This is a genomic window from Micromonospora sp. SCSIO 07396, from assembly GCF_053667945.1.
Genome location: NZ_CM132210.1, coordinates 6,476,673 through 6,493,226 on the forward strand (window position 1 = coordinate 6,476,673; position 16,554 = coordinate 6,493,226).

The 16,554-nt window shown below is 72.3% G+C and carries 13 protein-coding genes; 3 read left to right on the forward strand and 10 right to left on the reverse strand.

The features are described 5' to 3' along the window. The first annotated feature begins 515 nt into the window (after positions 1-515). The gene (locus ACWCHM_RS28620) at positions 516-1,550 is read left to right on the forward strand and encodes a hypothetical protein (RefSeq protein WP_454220530.1); all 1,035 of its coding nucleotides are present in this window, start codon (positions 516-518) and stop codon (positions 1,548-1,550) included. Between the two features lie 55 nt (positions 1,551-1,605). Here the strand turns inward: ACWCHM_RS28620 and ACWCHM_RS28625 are convergent, their stop codons facing one another. Together ACWCHM_RS28625 and ACWCHM_RS28630 are read right to left on the reverse strand one after the other, a co-directional pair. Then, positions 1,606-2,601: a D-alanine--D-alanine ligase family protein gene (locus ACWCHM_RS28625; protein WP_454220531.1), complete on the reverse strand. Its 996-nt coding sequence runs from the start codon at positions 2,599-2,601 to the stop codon at positions 1,606-1,608. A gap of 7 nt (positions 2,602-2,608) precedes the next feature. Beyond that, positions 2,609-3,916, reverse strand: coding sequence for an aminotransferase-like domain-containing protein (locus ACWCHM_RS28630; RefSeq protein WP_454220532.1), 1,308 nt, complete (start codon positions 3,914-3,916; stop codon positions 2,609-2,611). 297 nt (positions 3,917-4,213) lie between these two features. Here ACWCHM_RS28630 and ACWCHM_RS28635 point away from each other — a divergent pair, with 297 nt between their 5' ends. Continuing rightward, the gene (locus ACWCHM_RS28635; RefSeq protein WP_204958366.1) at positions 4,214-4,879 is read left to right on the forward strand and encodes a GNAT family N-acetyltransferase; all 666 of its coding nucleotides are present in this window, start codon (positions 4,214-4,216) and stop codon (positions 4,877-4,879) included. A gap of 28 nt (positions 4,880-4,907) precedes the next feature. Here the strand turns inward: ACWCHM_RS28635 and ACWCHM_RS28640 are convergent, their stop codons facing one another. The 7 genes from ACWCHM_RS28640 to murJ form a co-directional block, all read right to left on the reverse strand. Continuing rightward, on the reverse strand, positions 4,908-6,062 hold the full coding sequence (locus ACWCHM_RS28640; protein WP_454220533.1) for an N-acetylmuramoyl-L-alanine amidase: 1,155 nt from the start codon (positions 6,060-6,062) through the stop codon (positions 4,908-4,910). Positions 6,063-6,253: 191 nt separating this feature from the next. After that, positions 6,254-6,577, reverse strand: a complete 324-nt coding sequence (gene trxA, locus ACWCHM_RS28645) for a thioredoxin (protein WP_088643651.1) — start codon at positions 6,575-6,577, stop codon at positions 6,254-6,256. Positions 6,578-6,613: 36 nt separating this feature from the next. Then, positions 6,614-7,564: a thioredoxin-disulfide reductase gene (gene trxB / locus ACWCHM_RS28650; RefSeq protein WP_204958364.1), complete on the reverse strand. Its 951-nt coding sequence runs from the start codon at positions 7,562-7,564 to the stop codon at positions 6,614-6,616. 177 nt (positions 7,565-7,741) lie between these two features. Then, positions 7,742-8,749: a hypothetical protein gene (locus tag ACWCHM_RS28655; protein WP_454220534.1), complete on the reverse strand. Its 1,008-nt coding sequence runs from the start codon at positions 8,747-8,749 to the stop codon at positions 7,742-7,744. Next, positions 8,746-9,534, reverse strand: coding sequence for an RNA polymerase sigma factor SigM (gene sigM / locus ACWCHM_RS28660; RefSeq protein WP_372445967.1), 789 nt, complete (start codon positions 9,532-9,534; stop codon positions 8,746-8,748). Before sigM ends, ACWCHM_RS28655 begins: the two co-directional genes overlap by 4 nt. Before the next feature lie 43 nt (positions 9,535-9,577). Then, entirely contained in the window at positions 9,578-11,173 is a 1,596-nt protein-coding gene (locus ACWCHM_RS28665; protein ID WP_204958361.1) for a protein kinase family protein, read from the reverse strand. A 445-nt stretch (positions 11,174-11,618) separates the two neighbouring features. Next, the gene (murJ, locus tag ACWCHM_RS28670) at positions 11,619-13,370 is read right to left on the reverse strand and encodes a murein biosynthesis integral membrane protein MurJ (RefSeq protein ID WP_454220536.1); all 1,752 of its coding nucleotides are present in this window, start codon (positions 13,368-13,370) and stop codon (positions 11,619-11,621) included. Between the two features lie 126 nt (positions 13,371-13,496). Between murJ and ACWCHM_RS28675 the strand changes: the two genes are divergently transcribed. Then, positions 13,497-14,954, forward strand: a complete 1,458-nt coding sequence (locus tag ACWCHM_RS28675) for a CCA tRNA nucleotidyltransferase (protein ID WP_454220537.1) — start codon at positions 13,497-13,499, stop codon at positions 14,952-14,954. A 57-nt stretch (positions 14,955-15,011) separates the two neighbouring features. Here ACWCHM_RS28675 and ACWCHM_RS28680 read toward each other — a convergent pair whose 3' ends face one another. After that, entirely contained in the window at positions 15,012-16,532 is a 1,521-nt protein-coding gene (locus ACWCHM_RS28680; RefSeq protein ID WP_204958358.1) for a flotillin family protein, read from the reverse strand. Between the last annotated feature and the right edge of the window lie 22 nt (positions 16,533-16,554).

Sequence of the window (16,554 nt, forward strand, 5' to 3'; positions counted from 1 at the left end):
ACCCGCCCGAGCAGGTACCGGTCGGCTGCTTACTCGGTGCCGATCGCGGTGTCCCGCAGCCCCCTCCACCGAGGAAAGCAAAGCGGTCGAACCGGACCCCGCCGGTTGCCGCTCCTGCCTGCCCGCGCCGCGCCAGGGGGCAGAAGAGTGGACCCGGTGACCTGATCCCCGGCACCCGTTGCGGAAAAACGGCGGTCACCCAGCAGCCAGGCGAAGCCCTCGATCGTTGAGGAAGACGGACCCCTGCATCCTGTGAACAGTGCTGTGGATGAAGCGCCGAAGTTATCCACAGAAGTTTTCCACAGGCCGCACCCGTTTCACGTGAAACAGCGCGTCAGAACCCTCCCCAGCCTGTGGATGACGGGGTGTGGTGGTGATCTCATCAGCCTGTGGACAACCGTCGTGACGCCCACTCGCGCCCACCCGTCAGCCGCCTCCCACTGGCCGAAATCACCTCATGATCAGCGGCGTTCGGGGTAGGGACAGCGGTCCTCGTCTCGGTTAGGGTCAGCGTCGTGCACGACACCCCTTCCCCCTCAGTTCCGGACTTCACCCAGTGGCCGTCGTTCCCCTTCGAAGGTGACCTGCGGGTCAAGCAGCTCGACGAGCCGGTAGCGGTCGAGCCTCCCCGCAAGGGCGAAGGGCTTCGGGAATGCATCGCCTGCAACGCGCCGGATGACGCGTACATCTGGGTGGGTGAGCGCTGGCGGGTCCGGGCGATGGATCGCCCCACCGGTCTGCCGATGGTGCTCATCCTGGAGTCGCGGTCCCACCTCGACCTGGGCGACCTGCCCAACCTGCTCGCCGCCGAACTCGGGGTGATGACCGTTCGGCTGGAGCGCGCCATCCGCTCGCTGGACGGGGTCGCCCGGGTGCACGTGAACCGGTGGGGCGACGGGTCCGCCCATCTGCACATGTGGTTCCTGGCCCGGCCCTACGGTCGGCTCCAGCTGCGTGGCACGTTCCTGTCGCTCTGGGACTCGATTCTGCCCCCCATCTCGGAATCCCAGTGGCGGGAAAACCTCGCGCACGTCGCGGCCTGGCTGGCCGAGTTCGGTGGACGCCCGCTCGCCGAGCCGCCGCGCATCCAGTGGCAGACGCCCTCCAGCATCGCCGCGCAGTCGTCGGCCGAAGCCGCAGCGGCAGCCGCCGAGGACGCCGTCTCGGTGATCGAATCGGAGGAGGAGACCCCGCTCCCGCTCCCGAACTACGGGGCCACCCCGGACCTGCCCACCCCGCCGCCAGCACCCGCCGTCGCGGAGGACGCCGCGTCGGGAAACGCCCAGGCGGAGCCGCCTGGCAACCGCACGCGGGGCGACGACGGTGCCCTGGGCGACGACCTCGGCCCGGAGACCGACCGGGACAGCGGTCAGCCCACCGAGGCCGCAACCCACCCGCGCAGCCCGGCAGGAAACCCGGGCACCGATCCGGCCACGAGCGGCCCCGACGATCCAACGGTGGAGGCCGCCCGGACCACCACGACCGACGACCCGACCGGAACCGGGGACCACACCGGCGGAACGGTCACCCCGGACCCCGTCCGGCGCTGACGGAGCCCCGGCGGCGGGCCGGTGGACCGCCGCGGGGCCGGTGGACAGCAGAGGGTCAGGATCGGCGGGCGGCGGCCCGGCCGACCAGCGTGCCGAGGACCTGACCGAGGTCAAGCCCGGCAGCCTGGACCGCCAACGGCAGCAGCGACGTCTCCGTCATGCCGGGCGAGACGTTGACCTCCAACACGTGGGGCTGGCCGTCCCCGTCGACGATCAGGTCGACCCGGGACAGATCACGCAGCCCGAGCGCGGTGTGTGCGGCCAACGCCACCTCGGCCACCGCGCCGGCCACGACCGGATCGAGCCGGGCCGGCGCGTGCCAGGTGGTACGGCCGGCGGTGTAGCGGGCCGCGTAGTCGTACACCCCGTTGCGGGGGACGATCTCCACCGGCGGCAGCGCCTGCGGTCCGTCGCCGAGATCGAGCACCGACACCGCGACGTCCATGCCGGCCACGTACCGCTCGACCAGCGCCGTGGAGTCGTACGCGAAGCAGCCGACCATCGCGGCCGGGAGGGCGGCGGCGTCCTTGACCACGGCGGCGCCGAGGCCCGAACCGCCCTGCGTCGGCTTGACCATCAGTGGCAGCCCGAGCCGGTCCACGATCCGGTCGAGCACGGCCACCGCGCCCAGCTCGGAGAAACGGTCGTGCGGCAGGGCCACCCAGTCGGGGGTGGGAATGCCGTTCTCCCGCAGCACCGCCTTGGCCGACGGCTTGTCCCAGGCCAGCCGGGCGGCCCGCGCGTCACACCCGACGTAGGGCGTGTCGCAGAGGTCGAGCACGCCGCGCAGTGAACCGTCCTCGCCTGTCGCGCCGTGCAGGGCGATCACCACCGCGTCGGGCGGGTCGGCGGCGAGCGCGGGCAGCAGCGCCACGTCGGCATCGCGCAGTTCCGCCTCAACCCCGGCGCTGCGCAACGCGTCGAGAACCCGCCGGCCGGACCGCAGGGAGACGTCCCGCTCGTAGGACAGGCCACCGGCGAGCACGAGCACGTGCAGGTCGGTGGCGGTGGAACCGGTCACGAGGGAGCGTTCGACGGGGGTGACAGCCATGCCGGAATCATGCCAAGTCGGGGCCGGGGACGTCCGGACCACCCCGCCGGCCACCGGTCGGGGTGACCGGCCCGAAGACCTGCCGCATCGCCAGCTCCTGCTCCATCACCCGGGCCAGCCGGCGCACCCCCTCGCGGATCCGCTCCGGGGCGGGGAAGGAGAAGTTGAGCCGCATGTTGCCGGTGCCGGTGCCGTCGGCATGGAAACCGGTGCCCGGCACGTACGCGACCCGGGCGGCGATCGAACGCGGCATCATCGCCTTGGCGTCCAGCCCGTCGGGCAGGCTGGCCCAGACGAACAGCCCACCGGTGGGCCTGGTCCAGGTGGTGCCCTCGGGCATCTGGTCGTGCAGTGCGCCAAGCAGCGCGTCGCGGCGCTCCCGGTAGAGCTCCCGGTAGACCTTGAGCTGTTCGCGCCAGGGCATCGTCGACAGGTACGTCGAGACGGCGGCCTGCGCGAAGGCGCTGGGGCAGAGGATCTGCGCCTCGCTGGCGATGACCAGCTTGTCGCGGACGGCGTGCGGGGCGAGGATCCAGCCCACCCGTAGCCCGGGGGCGAAGGTCTTGGAGAAGGTGCTCAGGTAGAACACCCCGTCGCGGCGGCGGGCCCGCAGCGGCGCGGGCGCGTCGCCCTCGAAACCCAGCTGGCCGTAAGGGTCGTCCTCGACCACCAGCAGGCCGGCCCGCTCGCAGATGTCGAGCACCCGTTCCCGCCGTTCGTCGCTCAGCGTCACGCCGGCCGGGTTCTGGTAGGTGGGGATGGTGTAGAGGAACTTCACCCGCCGGCCGGCGCGGGCCTGGTCGGCGATGGCCACCTCCAGAGCCTCCGGGATCAGCCCGTCGTCGTCCATCGGCACGTGCACGACCTGGGCCTGGGCGGCCTGGAACACCCCGAGTGCGCCGACGTACGTCGGGCCCTCGGCGAGCACCACGTCACCCGGGTCGAGGAAGAGCCGGGCCACCAGGTCGAGCGCCTGCTGCCCGCCGACGGTGACCACCACGTCGTCGGGGGAGGCACCGCAGGAGGCGTCGATGCCGGAGAGCGTCATCACCTCGCAGATCCGTTCGCGCAGCTCCGGGCTGCCCTGGCCGATGCCGTACTGGAGGGTGGTGGAGCCGTGCTCGGCGCCGAGCCTGCCGAGCATCTCGCCGACCGCGTCGAGCGGCAGCGCGGCGATGTAGGGTGCGCCACCGGCGAGCGAGACGACCTCCGGCCGGCTGGCGACCGCGAAGAGGGCCCGGATCTCCGAGGCGGTCATGCCCCGGACCCGCCGGGCGTACCGGTCGGTGTAGTCGTCGAGCGTCGTTCCGGTCATGACATCACCTCGATCGGGTGTCGGTCGGGCTCCCGCCCGCTGGGGTACCCGCGGTGCCGGCGACCATGGCGGCGCGGGACGCCGGTCGGCCGATCGTAGTCCCCGCCCGGCAGCCCAGCGGTCACGATTCGGGTCGGGTCCACATCCCGGACGCCCCGTCCCCGTCCCGGGTGGCTATTCGCGCGTCCCCTCCCGTACGGTTGGCAGGCGGCGTACGATCGCTCGTCGGGGACGCAGCGGGCGATGCTGCCGCCGCGGGCTGGTCTCGCCTCCGAGCCTAAGTGTGGGGATGCTCTGATGTCGCGACGTCTGGTCAGTCTGACCCTCGACACCCTGGAAGACCTGCCTCGCCCGTGCCGGCAGTGCGTCTACTGGGAGCTGGACCCGGTCTCCGCCGAGCGGGCCTGCGCCAACGGCGACCCGGGGCTGGAGAAGGAGGCGTGGGTCTCCCAGACGCTGCTGGAGTGGGGTTCCTGCGGCAAACTGGCGTACGTCGACGGGATGCCCGCCGGGTTCGTGATGTACGCGCCGCCGGCCTACGTACCCCGGTCGATGGCGTTTCCGACCTCACCGGTCTCGGCGGACGCCGCGCTGCTGATGACCGCCAACGTGGTGCCCACCTTCGCCGGGGGCGGGTTGGGCCGGATGCTGGTTCAGGGTGTCGCCCGGGATCTGACGAAGCGGGGCATCAAGGCGATCGAGGCGTTCGGCGACGCGAAGTTCGGTGACGAGCCGGACGACACCCGGGCCTGTGTCGCCCCGACCGACTTCTTCCTCTCGGTGGGCTTCAAGACGGTCCGCCCGCACCCCCGCTACCCACGCCTGCGCCTGGAGCTGCGCACCGCGCTGAGCTGGAAGTCCGACGTCGAGTACGCGCTGGAGAAGCTGCTCGGCTCGATGAGCCCGGAGAGCCTGCTGCGGCCGGTGCGCCCCGCCCCGGCCACCCGCTCCAGCGCGGGCTGACCGGGCGTCGACGCGGGCCGCGCCCGGCTCAGTCGCGGACCGCGCCGGCCGCCACCACCGCCCGCAGGGCGCTGACGTCGATCGAGCCGGTCGGCACGTCCCGTTCGACCGGGAAGAACATCCGCTGTACGGCCGCCACGAGCGCCTCGACGATCCGGTCCCGGAACCGGGGGTCGACCAGCCGGGCCCGGTCCTGCGGCGAGGTCAGGTAGCCCACCTCGACCCGTACGGCGGGCATCCTGGTCAGCCGCAGCAGGTCCCACGCCTTGGCGTGGGTACGGCAGTCGCGCAGCCCGGTCCGCGCCACGATCTCCCGCTGCACCAGCCCGGCGAGCCGCTCCCCGGTGGCCGAGGTGACACCGTTGTCGGTGCCGTAGTGGTAGGTGGCGACCCCGTCGGCGGCCGGGTTGGCGTGGCCGTCGGTGTGCAGCGAGATGAACACGTCGGCACCGAGGGAGTTGGCCAACTCGGCCCGGTCGATGTCCGGCAGGCAGGTCCGGGGCGCGGGACCCCGGGTCAGCTGCACCCGGACGCCGGCTGCGGCGAGCCGCCCCTCCAGCCGGCTGGCCAGGTCGTGCACCAGATCCGCCTCGGTCCAGCGCAGCGTCCCGTCGGCCACCACCACCCCCGGATCGGTGCCGCCGTGGCCGGGGTCGATGACGACGGTCCGCCCGACCAGGGTGGGACCGGACTGCCGGATCGCGTCGGATTCGCGTAGCCACTGGGGTCGTCCGCCGACCACCTTGCGGCCGAGCCGGCGCAGCGCGCCCATCGTGTACGGCCCGCAGGAGCCGTCGGGTTTCAGCCCCACCTCACGCTGGAACTGCGCCACCGCCCGCGAGGTGCGTACGCCGTAGACGGCGTCGGCACCGCCGACGTCGTACCCCATCTCCAGCAGGCGTTCCTGTAGGGACCGGACGTCCTCGCCGATCAGCGGGTCGGGCACCGCGTGGTAGAGGGTCCGGGCGCCGAGCCGCCAGCGGGCGGCGTCCAGGGCCCGCCAGGTCTCGGCACCGACCCGCCCGTCCGCGCTGAGCCCACGCGACTGCTGGAAGGCCCGGACGGCACGTTCGGTGGCGGCGTCGAACTCGTCGCCGGGCGCGGTGAGGAGGTCCAGGCCGGTCAGGACGGCACGGATCTCGGTCACTGCCGGTCCGCGGTCACCGGGTCGGATCGGACGCACGCAGGACCCCCTCAGAGGTTGGCTGCCGGGCACCTTCGCTGACGGCCACGCTTGCGCCTCCGGTAGGACCAGCGCTTACGGAGCGTACCGTGACCGGTTGCCGCCGGCCGGTGGTTCGTGCAGGTCAGCGGCCCGAACGGCCGGAACCCCGCACCCGGAGGGGTGCGGGGTTCCCGGTGGTGGAGCGGGGTTTACAGGGCCGACTCGATCAGCCGGACCAGTTCGCCCTTCGGCTTGGCACCGGCGATCGACTGCACCGGCTCGCCGTTCTTGAAGATGGTGAGGGTCGGCACGGACATCACCCGGTAGGCGCGGGCGGTCTCCGGGTTCTCGTCGATGTTGAGCTTGACGATGGTGACCTGACCGGCCATCTCGCCGGCGATCTCCTCCAGCAGCGGCGAGACCTTGCGGCACGGCCCGCACCACTCGGCCCAGAAGTCCACCAGGACCGGCTTGTCGGACTTGAGCACGTCAGCGGTGAAGCTGGCGTCGGTGACGACCTTGGTCGCTCCCACTATGACCCTCCTTCTCAGTTGTGGTGTTGCAGTCGTTCAGCTCAGGGTGGCGATGAACCGCTCGGCGTCGAGTGCTGCGGCGCAGCCGGTGCCGGCGGCGGTGATCGCCTGCCGGTAGGTGTGGTCGACCACGTCACCGGCGGCGAAGACGCCCGGCACGCTGGTGCGGGTGCTCGGCGACTGCACCTTCACGTAACCCTCGTCGTCCAGCTCGACCTGGTCGCGGAAGAGTTCGCTGCGCGGGTCGTGGCCGATCGCCACGAAGACGCCGGTGACGTCGAGTACCTTGACGTCGCCGGTGTGCACGTTGCGGACCCGGACGCCGGTCACCTTGCCGTCGTCGCCGAGCACCTCCTCGACGGTGCTGTTCCACTCCACCCGGATCTTGTCGTTGCTCAGCGCGCGGTCGGCCATGATCTTGCTGGCCCGGAACGAGTCGCGCCGGTGGATGATGGTGACCGACTCGGCGAACCGGGTGAGGAAGCTGGCCTCCTCCATCGCGGAGTCACCGCCGCCGACCACCACGATGTGCTGGTTGCGGAAGAAGAACCCGTCACAGGTGGCGCAGGACGACACGCCGTGGCCGAGGTACTCCTGCTCGCCGGGCACGCCCAGCGGACGCCAGGCCGAGCCGGTGGAGAGGATGACGGCCTTCGCCCGGTAGGCGGTCTGCCCGACCCATACGGTGCTGACCGCGTCGGAACCGGTGTCGCCGGTGTCCTTCAGCTCGACCCGGGTGACGTCGTCGGTCAGGAACTCCGCACCGAACCGCTCGGCCTGCTTGCGCATGTTGTCCATCAGCTCGGGGCCGAGGATGCCGTCGGCGAAACCGGGGAAGTTCTCCACCTCGGTCGTGGTCATCAGCGCACCGCCGGACTGCACACCCTCGATCACGAGTGGCTTGAGGTTGGCGCGTGCGGCGTAGACCGCCGCCGTGTACCCGGCCGGCCCGGAGCCGATGATGATCAGGTTGCGGACCTCGTCCACTGCCGTCTCCCGATGTGTGTGTACGACATCGGCGGCGCACCGACGTCGATCCGAGCGCCGACGGTTCAACGACGTCGGCGGCTGACTTGCAGAACGTCATCGTACGAACCGGGGATTCCCGGACCGGTCGTCCGGTGGGTCACGTCACGCCATGCGGGACGAGTGGTGACCGGGCCCTCACCCTACCCGCGACTGGTAGCGGGTGTCCGCGCCGGATCCCGGCACACCGCACTCCGCGCCACTCACCCACGCCCACCGCGCGCCCGTGGCATCGACGAAGTGGACCACCAGCGCCGGCTCGCCGTTGAACGTGGCGTAGTCGACCACCTCGACGGTGACCGGACCCCGCCGGTGCGCCGCCGCGATGTCGGCCAGGCAGGCGTCGAGCGCCGCCCGCCCGGTCAGCCGGTCCAGCCCGGCGGGGGCGGCGAGCCGTTTGCTCTCCGGTGCGCCGGGGCTGATCTGGGTGGTGACCTCCGGCTCGTCACCGGGCTGTAGACCCGGCGGGGTGACGGGTTGGACCAGCGGGGAGTCCGTGCCGCCCCGCAGCGTCGACGGGGACCAGTCGACGCCGCTGCGCCGGGTCTCGCCGCTGAACCGGAATCCGCGCTCCGCGTTCTCCTGCGCCGGCCGGGCCATCGAGGTGGCCGCGTCCCGGCCGGTCGTACCGTCGATCAGGTGGGCGACGCCGAAGCCCACCGCGGCCAGCGACGCTGCGGCCAGGGTGACCGGCCCGGCGAGCCGTACCCAGCGTCGCCGCCGGCCGGGGCCCGACGGATCGGCACGCCCGTCGCCGGGTCGACCGCCGGGGGTACGCCGACCGCCCGGCTGCGTCGGCACCGGGCCACCCGCCCCGACCGGCCGGGTGTCGCCAGGTGCGGCCGGGCGCGCGGCCCGGCGGGACGGCTCGACGTCGTCGTCGGCGGCCGGACCGGCACCGGCGAGCACGGCGGTGAGCCGTTCCACCACGGCCAGGGGCATCTCCGGTGCGGCAGCACCCCAACCCGTCAACTCGTCGTGCACCCGGGCCATGGCGGGGGCCAGTGCGTCGTGTGCGTCGGCCCAGGCCGGGTCCTCGGCCACCAGCCGGGCGACGGCGGGGTGCTCCGGGGTGCCGTCCAGTGCCCCGCCCAGATAGTCGGCGAGCAGGTCGTGGTCGACCTCCCTGAACTCCCGGCCCGTCACGTCTCCTCCTGGATGGCGTCCCGCCGGGCCTGCCCCGACCCCGATCGGACGCCGCTGGCCGGCTGCCGGTTCCCGGGTGTGACGTCGGGAACGCCCCGACTCGCCGGGTGGGGGCCGGTCGACCCGGCCGGGGGCGGCGACTGCCGGTCCCCGCCGGTACGCAGGTGCCCCAGCACACCGGCCAGCCGGGCCCGGCCCCGGGCGCACCTGCTCTTCACCGTGCCCTCGGCCACGCCGAGGATCCGGGCGACCTCGGCGACCGGATAGCCCTGCACGTCCACCAGGATCAGCGCGGCCCGCTGCTCCACCGGCAAACCGGCCAGCGCCTGGCGCACCACCAGTGCGGTGTCGTGGTCGGTGGCCGGGGCGGCGGGCTCGACGCCGCCGGTGCCCCGGGCGTCGTCGGTGTGGTTGCCGTCGGGCAGCGGGACGGTGGGGTGCGCCTGCCGGCGGCGGAGCCGGTCCAGGCAGGCGTTGACCACGATCCGGTGCAGCCAGGTGGTGACGGCAGAGTCGCCCCGGAACCGGCCGGCGGCGCGGTGGGCGGAGAGCAGCGCGTCCTGGAGGGCGTCGGCCGCCTCCTCCCGGTCGCCCGTGGTCCGCAGGGCCACCGCCCAGAGCCGGTCGCGGTGCCGGTGGAAGAGTTCGGTGAAGGCGTCGCGGTCACCGGCGACGTGGGCGCGGAGCAGATCCAGGTCGGTGGTCTCGGGCTGCGACACCACGACCGACGCCGGCCCACCGGTCGCCGGGTCGGGTGACTGCCCGCCGCGACCGACCATCACCACGTCCGGCGGAGGCGGCGGCGGTGACGGAGGCGCGGCGGGCGGATCACGATCCCTGGACCGAGATCTCCTGGACGCCCAGCTTGAAACCCCGCTCGGTAGAGGGCAGTTCGGTGATCCAGAAGAGCAGGTACTGGTATTTCTGCTCGGGGTCGAACCCGTCGAAGGCCATCTTGGTGCCGTCGTGCTGCTCGAACGGCTGGCCGATCCGGGTCTTGAAGCCCTTGACCAGGTCCTTGTCGCCCTGCGAGGTGGACGGGAAGTCGCCGTCGCCGGTGAACAGCGCGGCGGAGACACCGGAGTCCGACAGGGTGGCGGTGAGCGACTTGACCGTGTGCGGGGCACCGAGGTCGATCCAGACCCCCATGCCCTTCTTGTAGTTGCTGAAGTTGGCCGAGTAGTAGGTGTCGGTCTCCCAACCCTTGTCCTCGTCGCCGTCCATCATCTTCTCGGCGTCGTCCAGCTCGTTGCGCTGCCGGCTGTCCGGGTCGATGATCCGGATGTCCTGGATGGCGAGCTTGCGCACCACGGGGGCCGGGGTGGCGTCGCCGGCCGGCGCGCTGGTCGAGGGACGGGCCACCGGCTCGGTCTCCGGGCTGTCGTCGCCGCCCAGGGTGGTGATGCCGATGAGCAGGCCGACCAGGGCGACCGCCAGCAGCCCGGCGATGCCGATCGCGACCTTCCGGCCGCCCGCGGCGGCGAGCGGCGACCGGTCCTCGACGCCGTCGGCGGTGAACCGGATGGTGCCGGTCTGGTCGAGGAAGTGGTCCTCGGCGGGGATGTCGAGCCGACCCAGCTCGGCGGAGAGCACGTCCGACGACGGTGGGGCGATCTCGGCGTCGAGCAGGTCCATCGTCAGGTCGTCGAGGTACGCCGGCACGCCGGCCCGGACCTGCCGGGGGGCGGCGATGGCGCCGCTGGCGTCGCGGACGGCGTCGGGGATGGCGGCCCGGCCGTGGCCGGCGGTCGCGCCGCGCAGCGGGGCCTCGGCGTGCGGCCAGTGACCGGTGAGGGCGAAGTAGAGGACGCCACCCACCGCGCGGATGTCGGCTTCCTGGCTGTCGTCGCCGTCGGTGCGGGCGTCGGCCAGGACCACCCGGCCGTCGTCGCTGATCATCACGGTGCCGGGGTGCACGTTGCCGTGGACCATCCCGGTGGCGTGCACGGCGGCGAGGGCGCTGGCGACCGCGTTGCCGACGGCGGTGGCCCGGGCCGGGTCCAGCGGACCTTCGGCGACCAGGTCACGCAGGGACCGGCCGTCGACCCACTCCCGGACGACGTACGCCCGGACGTCTTCGTCGATCGCGTCGTAGACGCCGACCAGGTTGGGGTGGATGACCCGGCTGGCCGCCACGGCGGCCTGGAGCATCTCGGTGGCCGAGTCGCCGCCGGGGTAGCGGAGCACCACCGCCACGGGCCGGCGCAGGATGACGTCGACCCCCCGCCAGACCAGACGCCCGGCGCTGTCGTTGTTGATGTGCTCGACCAGCTCGTACCGCTCGGCGAGGATCTCACCGGCCGTGGGAGCACCGAAGGTCATGACCGGAGGAGCAGTTTCCTCCGCCTCCTGACCCTCGCCGACCTGGGTCACCCGTCCTCCCTCGGTGATCGTGTCGATCGATGGACCCGCGCTGCTGGGCATGTGGCTTCCCGCTCCGCCGTCGCTGGAACCGACCGGCGGCGTCGACTCGGGCGTCGGCCACCTGCCGTGTCCGTCGACAGCGACCTTACCCGGACCGCCCGTCATACCGACATGTCATCTTCCCGCCGCGCTCGACGGCCTGTCGCATATGGGGTGGAAAGTCCGGTTAACGCCACTCTCTCCCACGTTGCTGACACATGTACTGGCCAATCTAGACGCCCGTCGCAAACCGTCGACCTCCGGGCCGACCCACCGGCGACAATCAGGTGTCGACAGGTCTGGTTCCCGCCGAACGGCCGTACATGCTCAGCCTTACGGTTGGTTATCCACAGCCCTTTACGGTGACTGAGCGGCCAGTCACCAAGTTATCCACAGGCGTGTCCCCAGGCTGGTGATCCTCGTTCACCCAGCGTGTCCTCTGCCCGGCCCCGGGCTGGCCGGCGGCTCAGCGGCCGAGCCGCCGCCGCACCATCGCGACCACCTCGGTGATCTCGCCGATCCGCAGCACCATCGCCAGGCCCAGGTACGTGCCGCCGATCACCACCCCGCCGAGCACCAGCCGCACCGCCGCCGCCGTCCAGCTCAGGTTGCCCGGGTCGCCGGGCAGCAGGTTGACCACCAGCAGGCCGACCAGCGCCGCGCCGAGCGCCGCCACCAGCACCTTGCCCATGGTCCGCATGATCCGGCCCAGCCCGATCCGGCCCACCCGGGGCCGCAGCAGCACCGCCGAGAGCACCGCCGCCGCCACGTACGAGATCGCGTTGCCGAGCATCATGCCGGCCGCCGCGAAGGTGGCCGAGAAGGCGACGAAGACCCCGATCTGCACGGCCACCCGCAGGATCACCACCGGGATGTTGACCAGCGCCGGGGTACGGGTGTCCGGCAGCGCGTAGAAGGCGAAGGTGAACAACTGGCTGATCGCGAACGGCACCAGGCCCAACGCGGCGACCAGCAGCACCAGCGAGGTGGCCAGCGCGTTGTCACCGGTGAACGCGCCGTACCGGAAGACCACCACGGATACCGGGCCGGCCAGCACCGCATAGCAGACCGCGATCGGGGCGAGCACCGCCGTCACCATCCGGGTGCCCCGGGACAGGTCGGCGGTGACGTCGGTGAACCGGCCCTCGGCGGCGGCGGCGCTCATCCGCGGCATCAGCGCCGTGATGATCGAGACGGCGATGATGCCGTGCGCCATCATCAGCAGCAGGAAGACGTTGTTGTAGATCAGCAGGCCGGCGTTCTCCTCGTCGCCACCGGCGGCCCGGGTGAGCAGGTTGACCACCACGAACAGGCCGAGCTGGTTGACCGCGACGTAGCAGAACATCCAACCGCCCAGCCGGGCCAGCTCACGCAGGCCCAGCTCACGGAAGTCGAACCGCAGCTTCCACCGGAAACCCACCTTGCGCAGCGCCGGCAGCAGCCCGGCCGCCTGCACCGCCACGCCGAGCAGGGTGCCCCCGCCCACCAGCAGGATCCGGTCCCAGCCGATGTCCTCCGGACCCAGCGCCTGCGCGCCGTACACCGCGATGTAGAGGCCGAACGTGCCGATGACGACCAGATTGTTCAGGATCGGGGCCCACATCGGCGCGGCGAAGTGCCCCCTGGTGTTCAGCACCGCCGCGATCAACGCGCTGACGCCGGTGAAGAACAGCATCGGCAGCATCAGGTACGACAGGTTGGTGACCAGGCCCGTGTAGGCCGCGTTCTTGCCGCCGGCGTAGAGCGTGGTCAGGGTCGAGGCCAGCAGCAGCGCCAGCACCACCGTCACCGCGAGGGCCAGCACCGCGAGGGTCAGCAGCCGCTGGGCGTACGCCTCGCCCCGGTCCGGGTCGGCCTTGCGGCGGCGCACCAGCACCGGGATCAGCACGCTGGTCAGCACGCCACCGAGCAGGAATTCGTACACCTGGTTGGGCAGGAACTGGGCGGTGGTGAACGCGTCGCCGACGGCGCTGCCCAGCGCGGCGCCGATCATCAGGTTCCGGACGAAGCCGGTGCCCCGGCTGACCAGGCTGCCGATCGCCATCACCGCGCTGTTCGCCGCCGCGCTGGTCTCGGCGACCACCTCCTGCGGCGGCGCGGTCGCCTCCACCCCCGGCTGGTTCAACGGCTCGGCGGAGATGAAGGTCGCCCCGTCGTACGGCCGGGGCCCGTCGCCCCCCTGCGCGGCGTTCGCGCTGCGGTAGAGCCCGCCGCTCATCTCCAGCCTCCCCGGGGTACGTCGGAGCCGGCACCGGTCCGCACGTCCATGACCATAGTCAACCCGCACCCGACACCCGCGCCCGGCGGATCGGTTCCCGTCCCCGCCCGATAGGCTGGCGATCCCATGTCCGAAGCCTCCACACCCCACGCCGCCGCACGCCGTGAACTGACCACCGTGCAGCGCAACGCCGTCGCCGAACTGCTCCGCGTCTCCCCGGTCGCCGACGAACTGGGCCGCCGGTTCGCCCGTGCCGGGCACGAACTGCACCTGGTGGGGGGTTCCGTACGCGACGCCCTGCTCGGTCGGCTCGGCGACGACCTGGACTTCTGCACCGACGCCCAGCCCGAGCAGACGCTGCGGATCATCAAGGGCTGGGCCGAGTCGATCTGGGAGACCGGTCGGGAGTTCGGCACCATCGGCTGCCAGCGCGACGGCCTCCGGCTGGAGGTCACCACCTTCCGCGCCGAGGCGTACGACCAGGTCAGTCGCAACCCCGTCGTCGAGTACGGCACGAACCTCACCGACGACCTGAAGCGGCGGGACTTCACCGTCAATGCGATGGCGGTCAGCCTCCCCGACCACCGGTTCACCGACCCGTACGGCGGGCTGGACGACCTGGCCGCGAAGATCATCCGCACCCCGGGCACGCCGGCCGAGTCGTTCGGCGACGACCCGCTGCGGATGCTGCGGGCCGCCCGGTTCGCCGCCCAGCTCTGCTTCGCCGTCCACCCCGACGTGCGGGCGGCGATGGTGGCGATGGCCGCGGACCTGGACCGGATCACCGCCGAGCGGGTCCGCGACGAGTTCACCAAGCTGCTGTGCGGGGCCGACCCGATCACCGGGCTGCGGCTGCTGGTCGACACCGGGCTGGCCGACCGGTTCCTGCCCGAGCTGACCGGCCTCAAGCTCACCATCGACGAGCACGCCCAGCACAAGGACGTCTACGAGCACACCCTGACCGTGGTGAGCAACGCGGTGTCGTACGAGACCGACGGCTGCGACTTCGTGCTGCGGATGGCCGCGCTCATGCACGACGTGGGCAAGCCGGCCACCAAGGCGGTCGGGCCGGACGGCCGGGTCAGCTTCCACCACCACGAGGTGGTCGGTGCCCGGCTCACCAAGAACCGGATGAAGGCGCTGCGCTACCCGAAGGACGTCACCGCCCAGGTCACCAAGCTGGTCGGCCTGCACCTGCGGTTCTACGGCTACGGCCGGGGCGAGTGGACCGACTCGGCCGTGCGCCGGTACGTCACCGACGCCGGTGACCTGGTGGACCGGCTGCACAAGTTGACCCGCTCCGACTGCACCACCCGCAACCGGCGCAAGGCGGCCCAGCTCGCCGCCGACTACGACGCGCTGGAGGAGCGGATCACCCGGATCGCCGCCGAGGAGGACCTGGCCCGGGTCCGGCCCGACCTGGACGGTAACGCGATCATGGAACTGCTCGGGGTGCCGCCGGGGCCGGTGGTCGGCCGGGCCTGGCAGCACCTCAAGGAGCTGCGCCTGGAACGCGGCCCGCTCGACCGCGACGAGGCCGAGGCGGAACTGCGGCGCTGGGCCGCCGAGCAGGGCCTGAGCTGACCTGAACGACCCGAGGGGCCGCCCGGCACACGCCGGACGGCCCCTCGTCGCGTACGGTCAGCGGGTCTCGACCGCGCTGCCCTCGACCGAGGACTTGCCGTTGGCCGGGGAGCCGGCCGACGCCGCGCCCAGCTTGGCGAGCAGACCGGCCAGGTCGATGCCGGTGAGGTCGGAGCCGAGCTGGAGGCCCTGCGCCACGTTGCCGGCCACCGACTTGGTCAGCGACGACGCCCCGTCGGTCGAGATCACCGTCATCTTGTCGATCGCGCCGATCGGGGCGCTGGCCGCCTCGACCACCTGCGGCAGCACCTTGACCAGCAGGTCGAGCACGGCCGCCTCGCCGTACGCGGCGAACGCCTCGGCCTTGCGGGCCATCGCGTCGGCCTCGGCCTGACCCCGGGCCAGGATGGCGGTGGCCTCGGCCTGACCCTCCCGCTCGACCGCCTCGGCGATCGCGGACCGCCGACGCTGCTCGGCCTCACCCTCCTTGGCACCCTCGATCGCGTTCGCCTCGGCCAGCGCCGCCCGGCGGGCCCGCTCACCCTCACCGGTGAGCCGGGCCTGCTCGGCGGCGGCCTGGGCGGCGGCGATGGTGGCCTGCCGCTGCGCGTCGGCGTTCAGCACCGCCGCGTTGCGGGCCGCCTCCGCCTCCTGCTCCACCTTGTACCGGGCCGCGTCGGCCGGCTTGCGGACCTCGGTGTCGAGCTGCCGCTGCTTCAGCTCGGCGTTGCGCTCGGCCACCTTCTGCTGCTCAGAGAGGATCGCCTGGTCCCGCTCGGCCTGGGCGAGCGGCCCGGCCGCCGCCGACTTGGCCTTCGCCGCGTCGATCTCGGCCTGGATGCCGGCCTGCTTCAGTGACAGGTTCCGGTTCGCCTCGGCGATCGCCTCCTCGGCCAGCAGCCGCTCCTGCTCGGCCTGCTGCCGGGCGCGCGCCTCGGCGATGGCCGCGTCCTTGAGCACCCGGGCCGCCTCCGGTCGCCCCAGGTCCTGCAGGTACGACCCTTCGGCGAGGATGTCCTGGAGCTGGAAGGTGTCCAGCACCAGGCCCTGGTTGGTCATCGAGTGCTCGGCCTCCTCGGCGACCGCGTTGGCGAACGCGGCCCGGTCCCGGATGACCTCCTCGACGGTGAGTCGGCCGACGATCGAGCGCAGTGCGCCGGCCAGCACCTCCCGGGTGAAGTTGTCGATCTCGTCCTGCTGGTGCAGGAAGCGCTGGGCGGCGGCGCGGATCGCGTCCTCGGTGCCGCCGACCTTGACGATGGCCACACCGTGCAGGTCGGCCCGGATGCCCTGCTTGCTGACCGCGCCCCGGATGCCGACGTCGATCCGACGGCTGGACAGGTCGAGCGACTGGAGCTTCTGCACCACGGGCAGGACGAAGACCGACGCGCCGAGGACGACCTTCTGGCCGGAGTTGTCGGTGGACCGGCCGCCGTCGGCGGTCTGCGTGGTCCGACCCTTGCGGCCGGTGACGATGAACGCCTCGTTCGGCCCGGCCACCTTGATCCGGGAGAGCACGAACAACACGAGGACGAGGGCGAGGACGACCGCGCCGACGATGGCGATGAGGAGAGGCATGGTGGTTCCGTCTCTGCGAGAA

Excerpts from the sequence above, each read along its gene's own strand:
- murJ (WP_454220536.1), bottom strand. The coding sequence starts at position 13,370 with ATGAGCGGCGGGCTCTACCGCAGCGCGAACGCCGCGCAGGGGGGCGAC.
- ACWCHM_RS28675 (WP_454220537.1), top strand. The coding sequence starts at position 13,497 with ATGTCCGAAGCCTCCACACCCCACGCCGCCGCACGCCGTGAACTGACC.
- ACWCHM_RS28680 (WP_204958358.1), bottom strand. The coding sequence starts at position 16,532 with ATGCCTCTCCTCATCGCCATCGTCGGCGCGGTCGTCCTCGCCCTCGTC.
- ACWCHM_RS28625 (WP_454220531.1), bottom strand. The coding sequence starts at position 2,601 with ATGGCTGTCACCCCCGTCGAACGCTCCCTCGTGACCGGTTCCACCGCC.
- ACWCHM_RS28630 (WP_454220532.1), bottom strand. The coding sequence starts at position 3,916 with ATGACCGGAACGACGCTCGACGACTACACCGACCGGTACGCCCGGCGG.
- ACWCHM_RS28665 (WP_204958361.1), bottom strand. The coding sequence starts at position 11,173 with ATGCCCAGCAGCGCGGGTCCATCGATCGACACGATCACCGAGGGAGGA.
- ACWCHM_RS28635 (WP_204958366.1), top strand. The coding sequence starts at position 4,214 with ATGTCGCGACGTCTGGTCAGTCTGACCCTCGACACCCTGGAAGACCTG.